Source organism: Promicromonospora sp. MS192, from assembly GCF_049532985.1.
Taxonomy (GTDB): Bacteria; Actinomycetota; Actinomycetes; order Actinomycetales; family Cellulomonadaceae; genus Promicromonospora.
Genome location: NZ_CP186693.1, coordinates 1,714,629 through 1,734,228 on the forward strand (window position 1 = coordinate 1,714,629; position 19,600 = coordinate 1,734,228).

General features: G+C 74.6%; 19 protein-coding genes. 14 read left to right on the forward strand and 5 right to left on the reverse strand.

The annotated features are described in order from the left end of the window. The first annotated feature begins 31 nt into the window (after window positions 1–31). From ACO229_RS07690 to ACO229_RS07705, 4 genes are read left to right on the forward strand one after another with little or no spacing between them, the layout of a single operon-like run. Window positions 32–961, forward strand: a complete 930-nt coding sequence (locus ACO229_RS07690) for a sugar phosphate isomerase/epimerase family protein (protein ID WP_423464418.1) — start codon at window positions 32–34, stop codon at window positions 959–961. Between the two features lie 42 nt (window positions 962–1,003). Continuing rightward, the gene (locus tag ACO229_RS07695; protein WP_423464419.1) at window positions 1,004–2,755 is read left to right on the forward strand and encodes a dihydroxyacetone kinase family protein; all 1,752 of its coding nucleotides are present in this window, start codon (window positions 1,004–1,006) and stop codon (window positions 2,753–2,755) included. Next, a complete protein-coding gene (locus tag ACO229_RS07700; protein WP_423464420.1) occupies window positions 2,755–3,246 on the forward strand; it encodes a ribose-5-phosphate isomerase in 492 nt (163 codons plus the stop codon). Before ACO229_RS07695 ends, ACO229_RS07700 begins: the two co-directional genes overlap by 1 nt. Window positions 3,247–3,290: 44 nt before the next feature. Continuing rightward, complete coding sequence (locus ACO229_RS07705; protein WP_423464422.1) at window positions 3,291–4,250, forward strand: 3-hydroxyacyl-CoA dehydrogenase family protein; 960 nt, start codon at window positions 3,291–3,293, stop codon at window positions 4,248–4,250. A gap of 59 nt (window positions 4,251–4,309) precedes the next feature. On the opposite strand, the gene ACO229_RS07710 is transcribed toward ACO229_RS07705, so the two are convergent. After that, entirely contained in the window at window positions 4,310–5,782 is a 1,473-nt protein-coding gene (locus ACO229_RS07710) for a non-reducing end alpha-L-arabinofuranosidase family hydrolase (protein WP_397433963.1), read from the reverse strand. Between the two features lie 378 nt (window positions 5,783–6,160). On the opposite strand from ACO229_RS07710, the gene ACO229_RS07715 reads away from it, so the two are divergent. The 3 genes from ACO229_RS07715 to ACO229_RS07725 all read left to right on the forward strand — a co-directional run bounded on the left by ACO229_RS07715 (window position 6,161) and on the right by ACO229_RS07725 (window position 8,313). After that, window positions 6,161–6,622, forward strand: coding sequence for a nuclear transport factor 2 family protein (locus tag ACO229_RS07715; RefSeq protein WP_397433964.1), 462 nt, complete (start codon window positions 6,161–6,163; stop codon window positions 6,620–6,622). Further along, the gene (locus ACO229_RS07720; RefSeq protein WP_423464423.1) at window positions 6,615–7,247 is read left to right on the forward strand and encodes a TetR/AcrR family transcriptional regulator; all 633 of its coding nucleotides are present in this window, start codon (window positions 6,615–6,617) and stop codon (window positions 7,245–7,247) included. The genes ACO229_RS07715 and ACO229_RS07720 overlap by 8 nt, the downstream gene beginning before the upstream one ends. A gap of 115 nt (window positions 7,248–7,362) precedes the next feature. Then, entirely contained in the window at window positions 7,363–8,313 is a 951-nt protein-coding gene (locus ACO229_RS07725) for an NADP-dependent oxidoreductase (protein WP_423464424.1), read from the forward strand. 36 nt (window positions 8,314–8,349) lie between these two features. Here ACO229_RS07725 and ACO229_RS07730 read toward each other — a convergent pair whose 3' ends face one another. Then, window positions 8,350–9,384, reverse strand: a complete 1,035-nt coding sequence (locus ACO229_RS07730; RefSeq protein ID WP_423464425.1) for an NAD-dependent epimerase/dehydratase family protein — start codon at window positions 9,382–9,384, stop codon at window positions 8,350–8,352. 101 nt (window positions 9,385–9,485) lie between these two features. Here ACO229_RS07730 and ACO229_RS07735 point away from each other — a divergent pair, with 101 nt between their 5' ends. From ACO229_RS07735 to ACO229_RS07745, 3 genes are all read left to right on the forward strand, one after another. Then, window positions 9,486–10,319 carry a helix-turn-helix transcriptional regulator gene (locus ACO229_RS07735; protein WP_423464427.1) on the forward strand — a complete coding sequence of 278 codons (834 nt, stop codon included), beginning with the start codon at window positions 9,486–9,488 and terminating at the stop codon, window positions 10,317–10,319. 174 nt (window positions 10,320–10,493) lie between these two features. Beyond that, a complete protein-coding gene (locus ACO229_RS07740; RefSeq protein WP_423464429.1) occupies window positions 10,494–11,780 on the forward strand; it encodes a hypothetical protein in 1,287 nt (428 codons plus the stop codon). A 57-nt stretch (window positions 11,781–11,837) separates the two neighbouring features. Beyond that, the gene (locus ACO229_RS07745; RefSeq protein ID WP_397410186.1) at window positions 11,838–13,043 is read left to right on the forward strand and encodes a sulfotransferase family protein; all 1,206 of its coding nucleotides are present in this window, start codon (window positions 11,838–11,840) and stop codon (window positions 13,041–13,043) included. Between the two features lie 21 nt (window positions 13,044–13,064). On the opposite strand, the gene ACO229_RS07750 is transcribed toward ACO229_RS07745, so the two are convergent. Beyond that, the gene (locus ACO229_RS07750) at window positions 13,065–13,907 is read right to left on the reverse strand and encodes a universal stress protein (RefSeq protein ID WP_423464431.1); all 843 of its coding nucleotides are present in this window, start codon (window positions 13,905–13,907) and stop codon (window positions 13,065–13,067) included. 189 nt (window positions 13,908–14,096) lie between these two features. On the opposite strand from ACO229_RS07750, the gene ACO229_RS07755 reads away from it, so the two are divergent. The 3 genes from ACO229_RS07755 to ACO229_RS07765 all read left to right on the forward strand — a co-directional run bounded on the left by ACO229_RS07755 (window position 14,097) and on the right by ACO229_RS07765 (window position 16,873). Continuing rightward, a complete protein-coding gene (locus ACO229_RS07755; protein ID WP_423464432.1) occupies window positions 14,097–14,591 on the forward strand; it encodes a DUF6153 family protein in 495 nt (164 codons plus the stop codon). A gap of 104 nt (window positions 14,592–14,695) precedes the next feature. Continuing rightward, a complete protein-coding gene (locus ACO229_RS07760; RefSeq protein ID WP_423464433.1) occupies window positions 14,696–15,292 on the forward strand; it encodes a DUF305 domain-containing protein in 597 nt (198 codons plus the stop codon). A 57-nt stretch (window positions 15,293–15,349) separates the two neighbouring features. Then, entirely contained in the window at window positions 15,350–16,873 is a 1,524-nt protein-coding gene (locus tag ACO229_RS07765) for a copper resistance CopC/CopD family protein (protein WP_423464434.1), read from the forward strand. Between the two features lie 24 nt (window positions 16,874–16,897). Here the strand turns inward: ACO229_RS07765 and ACO229_RS07770 are convergent, their stop codons facing one another. Then, complete coding sequence (locus tag ACO229_RS07770) at window positions 16,898–17,785, reverse strand: universal stress protein (RefSeq protein WP_423464435.1); 888 nt, start codon at window positions 17,783–17,785, stop codon at window positions 16,898–16,900. Window positions 17,786–17,829: 44 nt separating this feature from the next. After that, window positions 17,830–18,777: an Acg family FMN-binding oxidoreductase gene (locus ACO229_RS07775; RefSeq protein ID WP_423464436.1), complete on the reverse strand. Its 948-nt coding sequence runs from the start codon at window positions 18,775–18,777 to the stop codon at window positions 17,830–17,832. A gap of 160 nt (window positions 18,778–18,937) precedes the next feature. On the opposite strand from ACO229_RS07775, the gene ACO229_RS07780 reads away from it, so the two are divergent. After that, a complete protein-coding gene (locus ACO229_RS07780; RefSeq protein WP_423464437.1) occupies window positions 18,938–19,483 on the forward strand; it encodes a flavodoxin family protein in 546 nt (181 codons plus the stop codon). The last annotated feature ends 117 nt before the right edge of the window (window positions 19,484–19,600 follow it).

Sequence of the window (19,600 nt, forward strand, 5' to 3'; positions counted from 1 at the left end):
GGACGGCATCGCGGATCGACGGAGATCACCCATGCGTACAGCCGAGGACTGGCCCATCGCGGCCAACATGCTCTCTTTCGGGTCGACGGCGGCGGACGGCACCCCCAACGTCGACGCGCCCGCCGAGTCGTGGCGGGCCCAGCTCCAGCAGGTGGCCGACCTGGGGTTCGCGCACGTGGACCCGACCGACGCCTGGCTGTCGATCGGCGAGCTGAGCGACGCCCGGTTCGCCGAGCTGCTCACCGTGCTCAAGGAGACGGGCCTGACGGTGCCGTCGGTGTCCACCACCCGGCGCAGCGTCATCGACGCCGAGCGGGGCGAGGACTACCTGCGCTTCGGCCACACGATCATCGACCGCGCGCCCGCGCTCGGCGCAGAGGTGGTCAACTTCGGCTTCATGCAGGCCCTGACCCCCGCCCAGGAGAAGGCCCTCTGGTTCTGGCTGGCCGAGGGGCACCACGACGACCTCGACGACAAGGACGCGTACGCCCTGGCCGTGGCCCGCATCCGGGAGCTCGCCGACCACGCCCGCGAGGTGGGCGTGCAGGTCAGCCTCGAGATGTACGAGGACACCTACGTCGGCACGCCGGACCTCGCCGTGCGGTTCGCGCAGGACGTGGACCGGGACAACGTGGGCCTCAACCCCGACCTGGGCAACCTGGTGCGCCTGCACCGGCCCATCGAGGACATCCCCACGATGTTCGAGAAGGTGCTGCCCCTGACCAACTTCTGGCACATCAAGAACTACACGCGTGACGAGGACCCGGCCACGGGCGCCTACGCCACCCACCCGACCCCGCTCGTGCAGGGCGTCGTCAACTATCGCGCGGTGATCCGCCGGGCCCTGGAGCTGGGCTTCGAGGGCGTCTTCGTGTGCGAGCACTACGGGTCGGACAGCCTCGGCGTCGCCGCCATCAACCGGGAGTACATCCGCGAGGTGCTCCGCGGCGCCGGGCGCTAGCCCCCGGAACCCCCAGGTCCCCCGAGCAAAGGTGCAGGAGACATGACCTACGTCCACAACAGACCGGAAGACTTCGTCCCCGAGGCGCTGCGCGGCCTCGTCAAGGCCCACCCCGGCCGGCTCCGCCAGGTGCCCGGCGGCATCGCCCGCGCGGACGGCACCCGCCCCGGCAAGGTCGCCGTCGTCGTCGGCGGGGGATCGGGCCACTACCCGGCGTTCGCCGGGCTGGTCGGCGACGGCCTGGCCGACGCCGCGGTGTGCGGCGACATCTTCACCTCGCCGTCCACCCGCCAGGTGCTCGACGTGTGCCGCGCCGCCGACGCAGGCGCGGGCGTCTTCGTGACGTTCGGCAACTACGCGGGCGACGTGCTCAACTTCGGCGCCGCGGCCAGCCGGCTGCGCGCCCAGGGCACGGACGTCACCATCCTCCTGGTGACCGACGACGTCGCCTCCGCCCCGGCCGACCGCGCCCATGAACGACGCGGCGTCGCGGGCGACCTCGTCGTGTTCAAGCTGGCCGGCGCCGCCGCGGAGGAGGGCGCCGACCTCGCCGAGGTCAACCGCCTCGCCTCCCACGGCAACGATCGCACGCAGTCGTTCGGCGTCGCTTTCGACGGCTGCACCCTGCCCGGCCACGACCACCCGCTGTTCGGCCTGGAGCCGGGCACCGCCGGGTGGGGGCTGGGCATCCACGGCGAGCCCGGCGTCGGCGAGGAGGCCCTGCCGAGCGCGGCCGAGCTGGCCGCCGAGCTCGTCGACCGCGTGCTCGCGGAGCGTCCCGCCGACGCCGACGGCCGCGCCGCCGTGCTGCTCAACGGGCTCGGCACCGTCAAGTACGAGGAGCTGTTCGTGCTCTGGGACACGGTGCACGACCTGCTCGTCGAGCGCGGCGTGACCATCGTCGCCCCGCTGGTCGGCGAGTACGTGACCAGCCTCGACATGGCCGGCTGCTCCCTCACGGTCACCTGGCTGGACGACGAGCTCGAACGCCTCTGGCTCGCGCCCGCCGACGCTCCCGGCTTCCACCACGGCAGCTGGCGCCCCGCGCCGGCGGCCCTGCCCGACCCGCTGCCCGACCACCTGCCCGGCGAGCCCGAGACCGAGCTCGTGGCCGCCACCACGCCCGAGGGCATCGCGGCCGCCGGTACCGTGGCGAGCCTGTTCCACCGCGCGCAGGTCGCCCTGCACGACGCCGAGCAGATGCTCGGCGACCTCGACGCCGTCGCGGCCGACGGCGACCACGGCCGGGGCATGTGCCGCGGCATCGACGCCGCCGTCCTCGCCGCCGACGCCGCCGTGCGGGCCGGGGGAGACGCCCCGTCCGTGCTGCGCCGCGCCGCCGACGCCTGGGCGGACAAGGCCGGCGGCACGTCCGGCGCGCTGTGGGGCGTGGGCCTGCTCGCCCTGGCCGACGCGCTCCCCGCGGACGCCCGGGTCACCCTCGACCACCTCGCGGCCGGCGTCACGGCCGCCCGGGACCAGATCCAGGAGGTGGGCGGCGCCCGGGTGGGCGACAAGACGCTCGTCGACGCGCTGCACCCCGCCGCCGAGGCGCTCGCCGCGGCGGCGGCCGCGGGCACGTCGTCGGCCGACGCGTGGCGGGCCACCGTCGAGGCGGCGCAGGAGGGTGCGCGCGCCACCGAGAACATCGCGGCCCGCCGGGGCCGCGCACGGGTGCTGGGGGACAAGAGCCTCGGCGTCCCGGACCCGGGGGCGACCTCGCTCGCCCTCCTGCTGGGCGAGGCGGGTGCCGAGGCCGGCATCCCCGCGCCGACGACGACGGAGGTGGAGTGATGGTGGAGCAGCTGCGGCTCGTGATCGGCTCGGACGACGCCGGGTACGAGTACAAGGAGATCCTCAAGCGGGACCTGGAGGCGGACCCGCGGGTGGCGTCCGTGGTCGACGTCGGCGTGGGCGACGACGAGCACACCGTCTACCCCCGGATCGGGGCGGCGGCCGGGCGGCTCGTCGCCGCCGGCGAGGCCGACCGGGCGCTGCTCGTGTGCGGCACCGGGCTCGGTGTGGCCATCTCGGCCAACAAGATCCCCGGCGTGCGGGCCGTCACCGCGCACGACTCGTTCTCCGTGGAGCGCGCCGTGCTGTCCAACGACGCCCAGGTGCTCTGCTTCGGTCAGCGCGTCGTGGGCATCGAGCTGGCCCGCCGGCTCGCCCGCGAGTGGCTCGGCTACCGGTTCGACCCGGGGTCGCCCTCGGCGCCCAAGGTCGCCGCCATCGGCGAGATCGAGGACGGCGCCGGTCAGGACGACCCGGTGTCCTGCGCCTGAGCCTGTCCGCAAACGTTTCAGTCGGTCCGAGAGGAAGAAACATCATGGTCACGAGCATCAGTTCGGTCGCCGTCGTCGGCGCCGGGTACATGGGCGGGGGCATCGCGCAGTCGTTCGCGCTCGCCGGGCTCCCCGTCACCATCGCCGACGTCTCGGCCGAGACGACGCAGGCCGCGTACGCGCGGCTGCTCGAGGAGGCTCGCGAGTTCGAGGACGCCGGCCTGTACGACGCCGGCGCCACCGACACGATCCGCGCCAACCTGACCGCCGCCGCCTCCATCGAGGAGGCCGTGGCGGACGTCGACTTCGTCGAGGAGGCGGTGTTCGAGTCGGTCGAGGTCAAGCACGAGGTGCTGGGCCGCATCTCGGCCGCCGCGCGCCCCGACACGATCATCGGCAGCAACACCTCGACCATCCCCGCGCGGGTGCTGGTCACGGCGATGACGGGCCCCGAACGGTTCCTCACGGTGCACTTCTCCAACCCCGCGCCCTTCATCCCCGGGGTCGAGCTGGTCCTCAGCGAGCACACGGACCCGGGCGTGGTCCCGGTGGTGCGCGAGCTGCTGGCCAAGGCCGACCGCCAGGGGGCGCTCGTCGCCGACGTACCGGGGTTCGTGCTGAACCGCCTCCAGTACGTGCTGCTCAAGGAGGCCATGTCGATCGCGGAGGAGGGCATCGCGTCCCCGGAGGACATCGACACCGTGGTGCGGACGACGTTCGGCTTCCGGCTCGGCTTCTTCGGTCCGTTCGCCATCGCCGACCAGGCCGGGCTCGACGTCTACGCGGGCGGGTTCCGCACGTTCGAGGAGAACTTCGGCGAGCGGCTGTCCACGCCGGCCCTCATCCAGGAGGCGGTCGCCGGGGACCGCAAGGGCGTCAAGAACGGCAAGGGCCTGCTGCGCGACTACACGCCGGAGCAGGTCAAGGCCCTGGTCGCCTACCGCAACAAGGCCTACGGCGAGATGGGCCGTCTGCTGCGGGCCCTCGGCCCGGCGCCGGCCTGACGTCATGGCGCGTGCGTGCCGGACGCCGGGGTGGCCCCGGCGTCCGGCAGGCACGGGGGCTAGCGCTGGAGCGTGAGCAGGCCCGGCCGGTACGGCAGGAGGCCGTAGTCGACGCCGTCCGAGCTGGGGGAGCGGCCCTGGTACAGGAGCTGCAGGTTGCAGGCGTCGACGGTCATGGTCTGGTCGGCGCTGGTGCGGATGAGCTCACCGTGGCTGATGTCGTTGGTCCAGGTGGCGCCGCTGTTGGCCTTGCCCGCGAACGGGTTGCCCTCGGTCGCGGCCTGCGGCGTCCAGGACCCGGAGAGGCTGGTGGCCGTGAACGAGCGGAAGTAGCGCCCGTTGGCCCCGATGGCCTCGACGATCATGAGGTACTTGGTCTGGCCCTGGAGCTTGTAGACCTGGACGGCCTCGAACAGGTTGTTCGTGGTGTCGCTCATGATCGTCTGGTAGGAGCTGCCGAAGCTGCCCGGGAAGTTCCCGATCGGCATGCTCGCCCGGTAGATCTTCCCGTTGTCACCGGCGAAGAAGAGGTACATGTTCGTGCCGTCGCCGATGAGCGCCTGGTCGATGGGTCCGGTGCCCGAGCCGGAGATCGACCCGGTGAACAGCGGGCTCGCGGCGGACCAGCCGTTGGGGTTCGTGGGGTCGCTGGAGGTGCGGTACATGAACGGGGCCGGTCCCCACTGGTAGGCCAGCACCCAGACGTTGCGCGGCGCGAAGTAGAAGAGCGTCGGTGCGACGGTCCCGGAGGACATCGTGTTCTGCGTCGCGCCGGCCATGTCCGACCAGCTCGAGAAGAGGCTGAAGTTCATCGACCCCCAGGACGTGCCCGTGTCGTGGGTGGTCGCGTAGACGAGGTGCCGGCCGTTGTACGGCGCCGTGGTGAAGTCCTTGAGCGAGACCCAGCCGGCCTTCGGGGTGGCCAGCGGTCCGGTGGACGTCCAGCGGTAGGTGGACGGCAGCTCGCAGGCCGACGTCGAGCTGTTCACGAGCGAGGCGTCGTCGACGGACAGGCCGTCGGTGCCCGCGGCGGTCTCCACGTAGAACGTGGCGGACGACAGCGTCCCGGACCACGAGACCGCCGCGCTGCCGGTGAGCTGCGTCCAGCCGGTCGAGCTCAGCGCCCCCTGGGCGAGGTTGACGTAGCTCGTGGTGCCGCCGGCGGTGACCGCCAGCGTGACCCGGCCGGTCGGCGTGCCGCTGTGGGCGCGCACCCAGACGCTCGCGGTGTAGGTGGCGTTGTTGGTCAGCGCCGAGGTGACGGTCTGGGCGGGGCCGTTCCACGCCGCCGTCCGCCCCGTGTGCGCCAGGGCGCGGCTGCCGCCGTGGACGGGGCTCGTGCTGGAGGCCAGCGAGCCGGCGCCGAAGACCGACCAGCCGGTGGTGCCGTTCTCCAGGTCGCCGTTGGTGAGCAGGTTGGTGCCCGCCGCGGCGGCGGGCGGTGCCTCGGTGGCGGCGGGCAGCGCTGCCGCCGAGGCGAGCGCCAGCGTCGCGGCCAGGCCCAGTGCAAGACGTGCGATGGACTTCCTCATCCTTCGCTCCTGTTCCTGCCGGGGCGCGGCGCAGCACCACGCCCGGGCATGGGTGGTGTCCTACCGGCGGCGTGGTGGATGCCGCGGCTCATGGGAGCCGTCTGCCGGGGATGGTGTGAGCGCTAACATCCTTGTCGCGGAACGGGCCCTGGCAGCGATAGGTGTACCGATACAGTAGCGGGCTCGCGTCTGGCATACAAGACATCTCGGGCAATGGCGCGACGGTCGGGCCGCGGCCGCGTTCCGGGCGTGTGCGCCGGCTCACAGGCGCTCCAGGGAATGCGGACGAGCATCGTCCGGTTGGCAGGAAGGTCAACCGGACGAACGTCGTCCGTATCGAGGGTGCCGATGCGGCGCCCCGCACGCGAGGAGATCGACATGAGTGACCTGGCTGAGCTGACCCGGCGTCTGGATGCGCTGGAGGCGGTCGAGGAGATCAAGAAGCTGAAGGCCCGCTACTTCCGCTTCGTGGACGAGAAGAAGCACGACGAGCTGGCGGCGCTGTTCACGCCGGACGCCACGCTGGTGACCGACGGCATCACCTGGGGTTCGCCACGCGAGTTCGCGGACACCATCCGGGACCTGACGGGCGACGCGCCGTCGGTGCACCACGGGCACATGCCGGAGATCGAGATCCTGGGCGAGGACTCGGCGTCGGGCATCTGGGCGATGGAGGACCTGCTGACGTTCCCCGTCGGGCCCGAGGCCCCCGAGGGGCACAACGGGTACGGGCAGTACCGTGAGACCTACCGCAGGGTCGACGGCCGGTGGCTGATCGACTCGGTGCTGCTGACGCGCCTGCGGATGGACGCACTGGAGAACTGGGACCCGGATGCCTGACCTGGACGTCACCACGGATGTCCGCGCCGACGCGCGGCGCAACCGGCGCCAGCTGATCGTCGCGGCCCGGGAGGCCATCGCCTCCCGGGGCCTCGACGTCTCGGCACTGGACATCGCCACGGCCGCCGGAGTCGGGGTGGGCACGCTCTACCGCCGGTTCGGCACCAAGGAGTCACTCCTGGACGCGGTGGTGGTCGGCCTCTACGACGAGATGCTCGACAGTGCGCAGGAGTGCCTCGCGATCGAGGACCCGTGGCAGGGCCTGAGCCGGTTCGTGATGGACCTGGCCGGCGCGCACCGGGACAGCCGGGGCGTGGCGGAGGTGACGGCCGCGTGCGACACGGTGCCCACGCCGGAGATCGCGCAGCGGACCACGGCGCTGCAGGACGCCGTCATCCGGCTCACCGAACGGGCCCACGCCGCCGGAGCCCTTCGCGCGGACGTGACCTGGCAGGACGTCATGATCGGATCGCGAGCCGGCCTGGACACCGACCACTGCCTCGGCGTCGACGCGGGGCCCGACGGCTGGCGCCGCATCATCACCCTCCTGCTCGACGGGATGCGTGCGCCCGGGTACACGCCGCTGATCGGCGAGGCGCCGCACCTGCACGGCTCCGACTCCTAGCACCCGCGCTGCACGCGCCCGGGTACCAGCACCAGCACGCGCGACGGACCGCACCACGCCCTGCCCTGGTCGTGGTGGGATCCCGTGCGCCCAGACCTGAACGAGGAACTCCGGCATGAGAGCCATCGGTATGACGACGTTCGGCGGACCCGACGTCCTGCACGAGATCGACCACCCCGAACCCGACGTGAGCGACCACGAGGTGCGTGTCCGCGTCGCGGCGGCCACCGTCAACAACGGCGACCTCCTGATGCGGCGCGGTGCCGTGCACCAGCTGCGCCATGCGGCCCCCTGGGTGCCGGGGATGGAAGCGGCTGGCGTCGTGGACGCCGTCGGGGCCCGGGCGGCGGGCCGCTTCCGCGTGGGCGAGGCGGTGACGGCGCACGTGTGGCCGATCGACCCTCGCGGCGGGGCCTACGGCGAGCTCACCGTCGCGCACATGGATCGCGTGGTGCACACACCGCACGGCGCCTCGATCGCGCAGGCGGCCACCCTGCCGATGAACGGACTGACCGCCTACGGGGCTCTGGAGGCGGCGGGCCTGCGGGAACCGGGCACCGTGGCGGTGATCGGCGCCGCGGGTGCGGTCGGCGGGTACGTCGTGCAGCTCGCGGTGGCCGCGGGGCACCGCGTGGTTGCGGACGCCGCAGCCACCGACCGCGAGCTGGTCGAGAGTCTCGGGGTGCATGTGGTCGTGCCCCGTGGGCCGGACGTGGTCGAGGCGGTCCGGGCGGCCGTCGGCGAGGTGGACGCCGTCGTGCTCGCGGCGATGCCCGCGCTCGACGCAGCCGCGGTCGTACGGCCCGGTGGCGCCCTCGTGTCCGTCTTCGGTTTCGGTGACCCGGTGCAGGCCGCCACCGCGCACCGGCGCGGGGTCCGGCTCACCGGCGTCGTGGTCGACGACGTCGCCGGTTCCGCGCTGAAGCTGCGGCACCTCCGCGAGCTGGCCGAGAGCGGCGGGATCACCTTGCGGGTCGCCGACGAGGTCCCCGCCGCGGAGGCGGCGGGGGCCCATCGGCGCATGGAACAGGGCGGTGTGCGCGGTCGGATCGTGCTCCGGTTCTGAGCACCGGAGGGCGGCGTACGACCTGGTGGGCGCCGGTCACGCGACGCCGGCGGTCGACCCGCTCCCGCGCAGCTCGGCCAGCCCCGCGGCGACCGTGACGCCCGGCCGGTAGCCCAGCTCCGCCCGGGCCCGCGAGATGTCGTAGCTGCGGTTGCGGCCCATGACCGCGACCAGCCACCGGTCGAGCGGCGGCGGGGTGGGGCGGCGCAGCAGCCGCCACACCCCGTCCAGGAGCGCGGCGACCGGTACGGCGACGGCGGACGGCACGCTGCGGGCGCGGCTGACGTCGGCGCCCGCCGCCCCGAACAGGGGCGTGAACAGGTCCCGGATCGGCATCGGCGAACCGTCGGTCACGTAGTAGACGCCGCGGTCCCGGCCTCGGGTCAGCGCGGCCGAGGTGGCCGCCGCGAGGTTCGTCACGTGGACGAAGTCGATGACGTGCCGTCCGCCGTCGATCCAGGCGAACTGCCCGGCAGCGGCCGCCCGTGCGGCCTCGGCCAGCGTCGTCATGCCCGGGCCCCAGATGAGCGGCGGGCGCAGGACGACCAGGGTCGTGCCCGGGGTGCTCAGGTCGGCCAGGGCGCGCTCGGTCGCGAGCTTGACCCGGCCGTAGGCGATGAGGGGCCGTCCCGTCGGCGTCGTCTCGGAGACGACCGCGGGCCCGCGGTTCCGGTCGGTCGAGACGGCGGCGGCGCTGACGAGCACGAACCGCCCCACCCCGGCGGCGGCCGCCGCGGTGAACAGGGCGACCGTGGGCCGGTGGTTGTCCCGCTCGAACCCGGCGTCCGGCCCCCAGAAGGCCATGCGGGCCGCCGCGTGGACCACGGCGTCGCACCCGTCCAGGGCGCCCAGCCAGGCGGGCCCCGGTCGCGTGCTCGCCGGATGCCCGGCAGGGTCCGGGCCGTGCAGGTCGGCCAGGTCGCCGAGCACGGCCGTGGCCCCGGCCTGCTCCACGCGGCGCGCCGACTCGGGGCTGCGGGCCAGTGCCCGCACGGTGTGCCCGTCGGCGACGAGGCGGGTGATCATGTGCTGCCCGACGAATCCGCTGCCGCCGGTGAGGAAGATGTCCATGGGACCGATCCTCGGCGGGCGGGCGCGGCTCAGGGAGCCACGGCTCTTCCTGGTACAACCGGTACCACGATCCGCCGGCCCGGGTGCCGGAAGATGGTGGCATGGAAGAGCTCGGTGTCGCCCTGCGGACCTGGCGGGACCGCCTCACGCCCGGCGCGGTGGGCCTGCCGCACCACTCCCCGCGGCGGGTGGCCGGGTTGCGCCGCGGCGAGCTCGCGCAGCTCGCCGGCATCTCGGCCGAGTACGTGGTGCGGCTGGAGCAGGGCCGGGCGACGACGCCGTCGGCCCAGGTGTGCGCCGCGCTGGCCCGTGCGCTCCAGCTCACGGACGAGGAGCAGGCCCACCTGCTGCGCCTCGCGGGCCACGCCGCCGACCCGGACCGGGTGCCGCGGCTCGTGCCCGGCAGTGTGCACCGGATCGTGGAGCAGCTCGCCGCCAGCCCTGTGGCGGTGTGCGACGCGAGCTGGCAGCTCCTGCACTGGAACGCCCTGTTCGCGGCGACGTTCGGGGATCCCTCCCGGCTCGCCGACGACGAGCGCAACGCCCTGCTCTTCCAGTTCGAGGACCACGAGAACCGGCTGCGGTTCACCGCTGCCGAGCGCGACGCGTTCGAGAGGTCGCTGGTGGCCGACCTCCGCGCCACCACGAGCCGGTACCCGAAGGACCCCGACGTCCGGACGCTGGTCGTGCGGCTGAACCGGGGCGAGCGGTTCCGCGCGCTGTGGGAGCTCCGGTCGGTGGGCGAGCACCAGGGGGCACACAAGATCGTGGTGCACCCGGACGTGGGCGACATCGCGGTCGAGTCCAATGTGCTGACCACGCAGGGCACGGACCTGCGCCTGGTGGTGGACACGCCCCGTGATGCGGAGGCCAGGAGCAGGCTCGAGCTCCTGTCCGCGCTCGGCCTGCAGGAGATGGCGCCGCGGCGCGGGTGAGCCGGCCGGGAGCGGCCCCTGCGCTGTGCCGAGCTCGTGTCCCCAGGGCGGTTCCGTCTCCAGCAGGGCGCGAAGTGCGAAGAAGACGTGGTGAAAAAGCACACATACGCGGCATTTGTCGCTATCGTCGTGCCGTCCCGAGTCTCGCCCTCGCCCCTGCTGGAAGAGAAGACGATGAATCCGACTGCGGCAACGAGCGACCCCGGCTCGGTGCTGGCCGGGTCACGTCCCGGCCGGTCGCCGATGCGGCTGCACGATCCCGTGGACGTCCCGGCCCTCACCGACGTGCTGTCGGCGCGTGACATCGACGCCGCCTGGTCCGGCCTGCGCCAGGAGTGGGGCGAGGCCGCGCCCGTCGACCTCGGGGCGGGCACCCGGGCCTGGCTGGTGAGCGGCTACCAGACCATCGTCATGCTGGCCCGGGAGTCCGGCATGGTCACGACCGAGCCGGGTGCCTGGAACGGCACGCCCCGCGTGCCGCTGCCGGCCCCCGTGCGGCCGTGGTTCACCACCGGGCCGGGCCGCCGGGTCGACACGGCCTCCGGTCCGGCGCACGCGCGGCTGCGGGAACCGCTCGACGAGGCGCTGGCGGCCCTCGACGCGACCGACGTCGGCGGGGTCACGCGCGAGGTGTGCCAGGAGGTGGCCGGCCGGCTGGACGGCCGCGAGCAGGCCGACCTGATGCGCGACTACGTGGCCCCCGTGGCCCATCTCGCGTTCGGCGCGGTCCTCGGGCTGGACCCCCGGACGGGCCGGCAGGTGTTCGAGATCGCCGACGCCCTCGCCGCGGGGGTGCAGGACGCCGCGACCCTCGACGAGCTGAGCTTCCTGCTCGGCGGGCAGGTGATGAGCCGCGACGCGGGCGGCGGCCTGACGCCGGCCGGCCTGCTCGCCCGCCATCCCGCGTACGAGGGCACCGACGAGGCGGTGGCCGGCATGCTGTCGGTGATGACCGGCGCGAGCCTGGGCCTGCAGGCGTGGCTGGGTCAGGCCCTGCTGCTCGCCCTCGCCGACGAGGGGTTCCTGCGCCGCCTGTCCGGCGGCCGGCTCGGCACGGACGAGGCGCTGGACGAGGTGCTGTGGCACGCGTCCCCCGTCACGGTGCTCGCACCGCGGTTCGCCGTGAAGGAGGGGCACCTGTTCGACGACGTCACCTACGTCGAGCGCGGTGACGCCGTCCTCCTGGCGGTCGGCGCCGCGGCGTCGGACCCGAGGATCCGGGGCGACGCGTGGGACGGGCTGGGCAACCGCGCCCACCTGGCCTGGGGTGCGGGCGCGCACCGGTGCCCCGCGCCGCGGCAGGCACGGCTGATCGTGCGGACCGCCGTCGAGACGCTGCTGCGCCAGGTCGAGCCCGTGCTGGCGACCGGCGTCGACGAGATCCGCTGGGCCCCTGACTTCCGCTTCCGCCGTCCGGCCGCGCTGCCGGTGACCTTCCGGCGCACGGGTCCCGGTGGCTGACGCCCCCGCGGCCGCGGCCGGCGCAGTACGACACCGAGAACACCACTGGAGGAACTTGTGAGTCGCACGACACGCGTGCTGAACACCGTGCTCGCCCCGGTCGTGAAGGGGTACCAGGACCCCGACCGGGCCTGGGCCGACGCGGTGGCGCAGGTCGAGAAGGAGGCCGGCACCGCCGACCGCCGGTTCGCCGACGACCTGGGCGCGGTCGTGCGCGGCGTGGCCGAGATCCCGCGGCTCTCCCCGCTGGGCTGGTCGCTGATCATGGCCGACGTCAAGGCCCGGTACGCCAACCGGCTCCGGGTCGAGCGGGTGCTGGCCGAGCACCCGGAGATCCTCGACGAGCCGATCACGGCCCCCGTGGTGGTCTGCGGGCTGCCGCGTACCGCGACCACGCTGGCCCACCGGGTGCTGTCCGCCTCGCCGCAGCACCGCGCCCCGCTGCTGTGGGAGATGCAGGACACCGGCCTGGCCGACCCGCGCGCAGAGCGCAAGCTGGTGCGGCAGCTCTCCCGGGGCGCCGCCATGATGGAGCGGTTCGCGCCCGACATCCCGCACATCCACCCGATCGGCGTGGACCGGCCGGAGGAGTCGATGTTCCTGCTGCCGCACGGCAGCCACTGGCCGATCCTGCACGGCCTGATGCCGGCCTACACCACGTGGCTGGCCCAGCGGGACCTGACGGGCGACTACGAGTACCTGAAGCGGTGCCTCCAGGTGCTGCAGCACGGGCGGACCCCGCGGCGGTGGTTCCTGAAGTACCCGGCGCACCTGGGCGACATGGACACGATCAAGAAGGTCTTCCCGGACGCCACGTTCGTGTGGACGCACCGGGACCCGGTCACGGTCATCGGGTCGTTCTGCAGCCTCGTGGAGACCTTCTGGGGCATGTACCAGCACGACACCGACCGGCAGGTGATCGGCCGGTTCGCGCTGGAGCACCTGGCCGCCCAGGTCGAGCGCGGCCTGGAGCTGCGCAGGAATCTGCCGCCCGCCTCGATCGTGGACGTGCCCTACCACAAGCTCAGCGCCGACCCGTTCACCGAGGTGCCGCGGCTGTACGCGGCGATCGGGGCCACGTGGACGGCCGAGGACCAGGAACGCCTGGCCGACGTGGTCGCCAAGCCGCGAGGCACCCCGTCCCACCGGTACGACCTGTCCCGCTACCTGGACCCCGCGCAGGTGGAGCGGACGTTCGCCTCCTACAACCGGCTCCTGGACCGCCTCGACATGCGCGACGCCGAGCCCGCCGTGGAGCTCTGACCGGTGCGGTCGTGCCGGGAATCAGGCGTGGACCACGATCACCGGGCCGGCCGCCCGCCGCAGCACGGCGTCCGCGACCGAGTTCCAGACACGGCCGGCGAGCAGTGAGTGGGGCCGGCCGCCCACCACGACCAGGTCCTCGGGGCCGAGGCCGTGCAGCAGGGCGTCGGCGGCACCTTCGTCACGGAACGTGAGCACGGCGGACACGGCCGGGTACTTGCCGGTCCACTGCGCCACCCGGTCGTGCACGTCCTGCCGCTCCGGGCCGCCCGGGGCGTCGGGTCCGGTGCCCGGCTCCAGGTCCGGGTCGAGCCCGTGCACGATCTCCAGGGGGCAGGCGCGCTGCTGCGCCTCCGCGAACGCCATGCCGAGCTGCGGGTCGGGGTCGTCGCCGTCCAGGCCGACCACCACCCGGCGCGGGTCGCCGGTCCAGGCCCCGGCGGGGACCACGGCCACCGGCCCGGGCGCGGTCGCCGCGGTGGCCGCCGACACCGAGCCGAGCGCGGCGCGGCCCCACCCGCCGAGCCCGCGCCGGCCCACGACGACGAGGTCGTTCGCCGTCGACCGCTGCGTCAGCACGTACGCCGGCGTGCCCGGGATGATGCGCTGCTCGACGTCGTGGCCACCGGGCCGCGCACCGTCGAGCCGGGCCACCGCTCGTTCGACGGCGTCGCAGGCGTCGGCGCGCGTGTTCGCGTGCACCAGGGCCGTGCGCGGGCTCGACGGCTCGGTGCCGTAGGCGCCCAGCACGGTGAGCCGTGCGGAGTGCCTGTCCGCGGTGAGGGCCGCCCAGTCGACGGCGGCCATGCTCTCCGCGGACCCGTCGACCCCGACGACCATGCCGCGGTACCAGGTGGTGTCCATGACGGCCTCCCTCGTTCCACGGGCGGACCGCCCGTGACCCCAGCGGACCATGCGGCGGGCCGCGGACGGCAGGGCGGGAGGGCCCGCCGGGGCGGTCCAAGGGCTCACCTTTGCCGGGACGAAGGTCCCGCCCCGGGCCGTGCGCCGTTCGATTCGGCACGGCGCCGACCGTGGGATAGCCTCCGTGCCGTGCGCGTGATCTCGCTGCTCCGCTCGGCCGTCGCCGGTCCTCGGCGGGGCCTGGCCGGAGCGCTGGCGATCCTCACCGTGATCGTCGGCGTGGTCGCGATGCACTCCCTGAGCGGTTCGCCCGCGACCCACGCGCACCCCGTGCCGCACGAGGCCGCACCGGCCCAGGTCGCTGCCGCGCACCCCGCCGCCGTGCCGGTCATGACCCGAGCGGCCGAGCAGCCCGCCACCGTCGCGCCGGTCGTCGACGCCCCTGCGGGCCACGCCGGGAACGAGCGGGACACCGGCCCCTGCTGCAGCGGGTGCGGCGGGCACGACGCCGCCATGGCGATGTGCCTCATGATCCTCGTCGCGCTGCTCGCCCTGGTGGCGCCCGTGCGGCGTCTGCTCTGGCGCGCACCGGTCGCGCTGACGGCCGCGCTGCCGCCGGCGCTCGCGACCCTGGGCGGCCTCGCCGCGCCGTCCCTGCACGAGCTCTGCATCTCCCGGACGTAGACCCGGGCCCCGGCGCGCACCCGCGCCGGCCCGAGAGCGCGACCGTGCCCGAGCACCGTCGCGCCCGTGAGTGCTACCCCGAGACGACACCAGAGGAAGACCCCATGAAGCGCACCCTTCTGTCCACGACGCTGTCCACGACCATGTCCGCGATCGCCCTCGCCGGCGCCCTGGCGCTGACGGGCTGCTCCGGTTCCGCGGAACCGGAGCAGGACACCGCGACCGCGGCCGGCGAGCACACGGCCCACAACGACGCGGACGTCATGTTCGCGCAGATGATGATCCCGCACCACGAGCAGGCGATCGAGATGGCGGACGTCGTCCTGGCCCGGCCGGACGCCGCCCCGCAGGTCGCGGAGCTGGCCACGCAGATCAAGGCCGCACAGGCCCCGGAGATCGAGACGCTCGGCCAGTGGCTCGACACCTGGGGTGCCGAGCGCACCTCGGAGCACGGCGGGCACGCCGGGATGGACGGCATGATGTCGGAGGACGACATGCAGATGCTGGCCGACGCGGCCGGCCCCGAGGCAGACCGCCTGTTCCTGGAGCAGATGATCGTGCACCACCAGGGCGCCGTCGAGATGGCGCAGGAAGAGGTCGAGTCGGGCGAGGACGCGGGCGCCGTCGAGATGGCGCGGACGATCGTCGACACGCAGGCGGCCGAGATCGAGACGATGGAAGGCCTGCTCGCCTCGATGTGACCGCCGGTGGTGCGCCGGCACGCGCCGGCGCACCACCCCTCCCGAAGGAGTCTGCCCATGTGCAGAACGCTCGGTGGCGCGCGCCCTCGTGCGGTCCTGGTCCGGGCGGCCGCCGGCCTGCTCGCGACACTCGTCCTGGCGCTGGGGTGGGCGCCGCCCGCCGCGGCGCACACCCGGCTCGAGTCGACGGCGCCCGCCGCCGGGTCGACGGCGTCGGCCCCCGTGGCCGAGGTGACCCTGCGGTTCACGCTGCCGGTGAGTCCGCTCGGGGACGGCGTGGTGGTCGACGGGCCGGACGGCACCGTCGCGGCCACGGTCGCTCCGGCGCAGGACGGCCTGGCCCTGGTCGCGACGCCGTCCGCACCGCTGCGGGCGGGCCGGTACACGGTGACCTGGACGGCAGCGGCCCAGGACGGCCACCCGCTGGAGGGCACGTTCGGCTTCGACGTCGCCGGCGGGGCTGCGGGCGGCGAGGCGCCGGGCGGTGCGTCGGCGTCGCCGGAGGCGTCCGGCGAGCCCGGGGGAGCCGGTGCCGGGGACGATGCCTCCGGTGGGAACCACGACACGTCCGACGGCTCGAACCATGACACGGGCCATGGCACGGGCCACGACATGGGACATGACATGGGACATGACATGGGCCACGACCCCGCCGCGATGGACAGTCCGGCGACCCGCGCGGCGTCGGCCGCCGTCCGCCTGGGTGCGGCGGCCGCGCTCTGGGGCGCGCTGGTCGCCGGGGGTGCCCTGGTGTTCGTGGGCCTGGTGCTGCGCGGCCGCGACGAGGCGGACCCGCCGGCGGTGCTGCGGCTGGTCCGGTGGTCGGGCGTGCTGCTGCTCGGCGGGCTCGTCGTCCGGGTGCTGGCGGGTTCGGTGCTCCTGGCGCACGGCGACCTCGCGTCCGGCGTGTCCGCGTCCGCGATCGGTGACTCGCTCACCGGGACGGCGCGGTGGGACGTCGGCCTCCAGGCCGCGGGCGCCGTCGCGATCACGGTCGGTGCCCGGCACACGGCGGCCGGCTCCTGGCTCGCGGCGGCCGGCGCTGCGCTGGCGGGCGCCGGGCAGGTGCTCGGCGGGCACAGCAACACCGTCGAGCCGCGGTGGCTGGTGGTGACCGCGGACGTGGCGCACCTCGCGGCCGCCGCCACGTGGGTGGGCGGGCTCGTCGCCCTCGGCGTGCTGCTGCGGGCGCGCCGCCGGGACGGGCGCGACCCGGACGCCGCGCTGACGGTGGCCCGCTTCTCGGTGGTCGCGGCGGCCGCCGTCACCGTGGTCGGCGTGGCCGGGGTGCTGCTCGCGGTGGGGATCCTGGACCGGCCGGCCCAGCTCTGGGAGAGCGACTGGGGCCGGTTCCTGCTGGCCAAGGCGGGCCTCGTCGCCGTGGTGGCGGCGATCGGCGCGCACAACCACCTCCGCGTCGTCCCGCGGCTGACGGCCCGACGCCGCGCCGTCGTGCGGCACGCGGGCCGCTCCCGCACGGCCGAGGTGGCCCTGCGGCGCAGCACGGGCCGGGAGACGACGCTGATGGCCGGGGTCGTGCTGCTCACGGCCTGGCTGGTCGCGGCGTCGGTGGAGCCCTGACCGGTCCCGGTGCCCGGCCGGCGCTCATACGGCCGTGAGAGTCTCCGGCCGGTGCACGTGCACCACCAGGACGGGGCACGGCGCGGTGCGCAGCACGGCGTCGGGCACGCTGCGCAGCAGGCGGCCCGTGACCGCCGAGTGGCGGCGCCCGCCGACCACCAGGATGTCGTGCCGGGCCAGGTTGTGGAGCAGGGCCACCACGGGGTCCCCGCGCCTGGTCACCACCGTGTAGGCGACGCCGGGGTACTTCCGGGACCACTGGAGCAGCCGGTCGGTCAGCGCGTCGCTGCTCTCGTGCCACGTCCCGGTGGCGCGGTCCTTGTCCAGCAGCGCCGACACGACCGGGTCGGTGCCCGTCACGTGCAGGACCTCCAGCGGGCACCCGCGCGCCGCCGCCTCGGCGAACGCCGTCTCCAGCAGGTCCGGCTCGTCCTCGCGCCCCGCCCCCACCCTGATCCGGCGGGGCTCGCCCGTGGCTGCGCCCGCCGGCACCACGGCGACGGTGCCGGGTGCGCCGGCGGCCAGCGCCGAGGAGGTGGAACCGAGCAGGGCCCGGTCGAGCGCGCCCAGGGCGCGCCGTCCCACCACGACGAGGTCGCACGTGCTCGACTGCTGGGCCAGGACGTGGGCGGCGGCGCCCGGCAGCACGAGCACCCGGACCTCGCGGCCGCCCGGCCGCCGGTCGCCCAGCCGGTCCCGTGCGGCGCGGGCCGCGCGGTGGGCCTGCTCGCGCGCGTCCAGGGCCAGGCTGCTCGCTCCCGGGCCGGGCTCGAGGGGCGTGGGGTAGGCGGCCACGACGGTGAGCCGGGCCCGGTGCAGGTCGGCCGTGCGGGCCGCCCAGTCCAGCGCGGACATGCTCTCGGCCGTGCCGTCGACGCCCACGACGACGCCGTGGTACCAGGCACTGTTCATGATCGTCCTCCTTCTGCCCCCGGACCGGGGTGCGGTCCGTGGGGTCAGCCCGCCGCCGGCTCGACGGTGCGGCGGGGCGTGTGCTGCGGCATCGAGCTGTAGCCGAGCCGCATCACCATCTGGGGGACCCCGTCGAGCGACAGTGCCCGGCGCAGGTCGTGGCGGGTGGTCGGGTTCTCCAGCACGGTCGTGGCGAACGAGGCGTGGACGAAGAAGGTGCTCGCCACCAGCAGCACCCGCTCCAGGGCCTGGCCCGCGGCGACCCAGTCCCGTGCCGAGTCGCCCGGCGTCGTCAGGACGGCCGTGGTCGAGTGCAGCTCGAACGGGGCGCTGCCCTCGCTGGCGAGGAACTGTCGTACCGGCGCCCGGTCGTCCGTCGGGCGGGGGCCGAGCAGGTCGCGCGGGATGCCGTCGCCGCGTCCGGGGTCCGTGGCGGTCCAGGCGGCCTCCTCGGCGCTCGCCGCGGGATCCTCCGCGGCGAGCGCCTCGGCCCGGCGCACGAGCCGCAGGACCTCCGCGCGCGCGGGGTCGCCCGGCTGGACGACGCGCAGGTCGGCACCCTCGTCGTGCGCCGCCGCGACGACGGCGTGCAGCACGTCGCTGAACAGCGGCTGGTCGTCGAACGGGACCCGCGAGGTGGAGCGCCGCGCGATGGCGACCGAGAGCTCGAGCTCGTCCGCATCCGGGTCGCGGCCCGGTTCGAGCTCGATCGTGGCCACGAGGTGGTCGTCGTCGGGGTCGGGCAGCACCGTGACGACGGCGTCGAGGGACTCACGGCGCGCGGCCGTGCGGGCGTTGAGCAGGAACGCGCCGCAGCTGATCAGCATCTCCCGGCCGCGAGGGTCCGAGTGCCGGAGCTGGCGCGCCGGGTCCGCGCGGAGCGTCAGGGTGCTGCCCGCGGTGGTCACCAGCCACGGCTGGGTGTTCAGCACGCTGGGTGCGCTCGCGGCGGCCCGCAGGATCCGCTGTGTCCGTGCTTCGTCGAGGTTCATCCCCGCCCTCCCTTCCCCTCGTCAGTCTTGGCGCGGGGGAGGGCCCGGCACACGGGCCGAAGGTCCCGCGGGGCCGGGGCAGACGGCCCTGACGGCGGGGTGCGGGCGGAGGCGAGGCTCGTCCCACACGGAACTGTTCGAGGTCGAGGAGGTGCTCGCGATGCGCGCACTGGTGGTCTACGAGTCGATGTTCGGCAACACCGAGCAGGTCGCGCACGCGGTCGCGGAAGGGATCGAGGCGTCGATGCACGCCGACATCGTCGAGGTGGGGGCGGCACCCGACATGGTGCCTGCGGACGTGACGCTGCTCGTGGTCGGCGGGCCGACGCACGCCTTCAGCATGTCCTGGCCCTCGACGCGGCGGGACGCGGCAGCGCGGGCGCCGCACGTCGTCTCCCGTGAGCGGGGCATCCGCGAGTGGCTGGGTGCCCTGCCGGGCGTCCGCACCGATGCCCGGACCGAGGCCACGGCTTTCGACACCCGGGCGACGTCGCACTTCACCGGGTCCGCGGCGCGGGCCGCCGGGCGGCGCCTGAATCGGCTCGGCTACCCGATCATCGCGGCGCCGACGAGCTACCGGGTCACCGACATGACCGGCCCGCTGGCCGACGGCGAGCTCGCGCGGGCCCGGGCGTGGGGCAAGGGGCTCGGGGCCGAGGTGGCCGCGACCCGGTCGTCCCTCCCGCGCCGGCGGCCTCCCGCCTGACTCGCCTCCCGGCTGCCTCCCGCTCGACCCGCTGTCACCGGCACGCACGGGGTGAATCCCGTGCTGCACAGCACTCTGCCCGTGTCATCGTCTGCGTGTGCTGCGCCAGGCCGATAC

Coding starts and splice junctions, on each gene's coding strand:
- ACO229_RS07695 (WP_423464419.1), top strand. CDS start 1,004: ATGACCTACGTCCACAACAGACCGGAAGACTTCGTCCCCGAGGCGCTG.
- ACO229_RS07760 (WP_423464433.1), top strand. CDS start 14,696: ATGAAGCGCACCCTTCTGTCCACGACGCTGTCCACGACCATGTCCGCG.
- ACO229_RS07750 (WP_423464431.1), bottom strand. CDS start 13,907: ATGGACACCACCTGGTACCGCGGCATGGTCGTCGGGGTCGACGGGTCC.
- ACO229_RS07715 (WP_397433964.1), top strand. CDS start 6,161: ATGAGTGACCTGGCTGAGCTGACCCGGCGTCTGGATGCGCTGGAGGCG.
- ACO229_RS07780 (WP_423464437.1), top strand. CDS start 18,938: ATGCGCGCACTGGTGGTCTACGAGTCGATGTTCGGCAACACCGAGCAG.
- ACO229_RS07710 (WP_397433963.1), bottom strand. CDS start 5,782: ATGAGGAAGTCCATCGCACGTCTTGCACTGGGCCTGGCCGCGACGCTG.
- ACO229_RS07705 (WP_423464422.1), top strand. CDS start 3,291: ATGGTCACGAGCATCAGTTCGGTCGCCGTCGTCGGCGCCGGGTACATG.
- ACO229_RS07765 (WP_423464434.1), top strand. CDS start 15,350: ATGTGCAGAACGCTCGGTGGCGCGCGCCCTCGTGCGGTCCTGGTCCGG.
- ACO229_RS07690 (WP_423464418.1), top strand. CDS start 32: ATGCGTACAGCCGAGGACTGGCCCATCGCGGCCAACATGCTCTCTTTC.
- ACO229_RS07720 (WP_423464423.1), top strand. CDS start 6,615: ATGCCTGACCTGGACGTCACCACGGATGTCCGCGCCGACGCGCGGCGC.
- ACO229_RS07730 (WP_423464425.1), bottom strand. CDS start 9,384: ATGGACATCTTCCTCACCGGCGGCAGCGGATTCGTCGGGCAGCACATG.
- ACO229_RS07770 (WP_423464435.1), bottom strand. CDS start 17,785: ATGAACAGTGCCTGGTACCACGGCGTCGTCGTGGGCGTCGACGGCACG.
- ACO229_RS07775 (WP_423464436.1), bottom strand. CDS start 18,777: ATGAACCTCGACGAAGCACGGACACAGCGGATCCTGCGGGCCGCCGCG.
- ACO229_RS07740 (WP_423464429.1), top strand. CDS start 10,494: ATGAATCCGACTGCGGCAACGAGCGACCCCGGCTCGGTGCTGGCCGGG.
- ACO229_RS07700 (WP_423464420.1), top strand. CDS start 2,755: ATGGTGGAGCAGCTGCGGCTCGTGATCGGCTCGGACGACGCCGGGTAC.
- ACO229_RS07725 (WP_423464424.1), top strand. CDS start 7,363: ATGAGAGCCATCGGTATGACGACGTTCGGCGGACCCGACGTCCTGCAC.
- ACO229_RS07735 (WP_423464427.1), top strand. CDS start 9,486: ATGGAAGAGCTCGGTGTCGCCCTGCGGACCTGGCGGGACCGCCTCACG.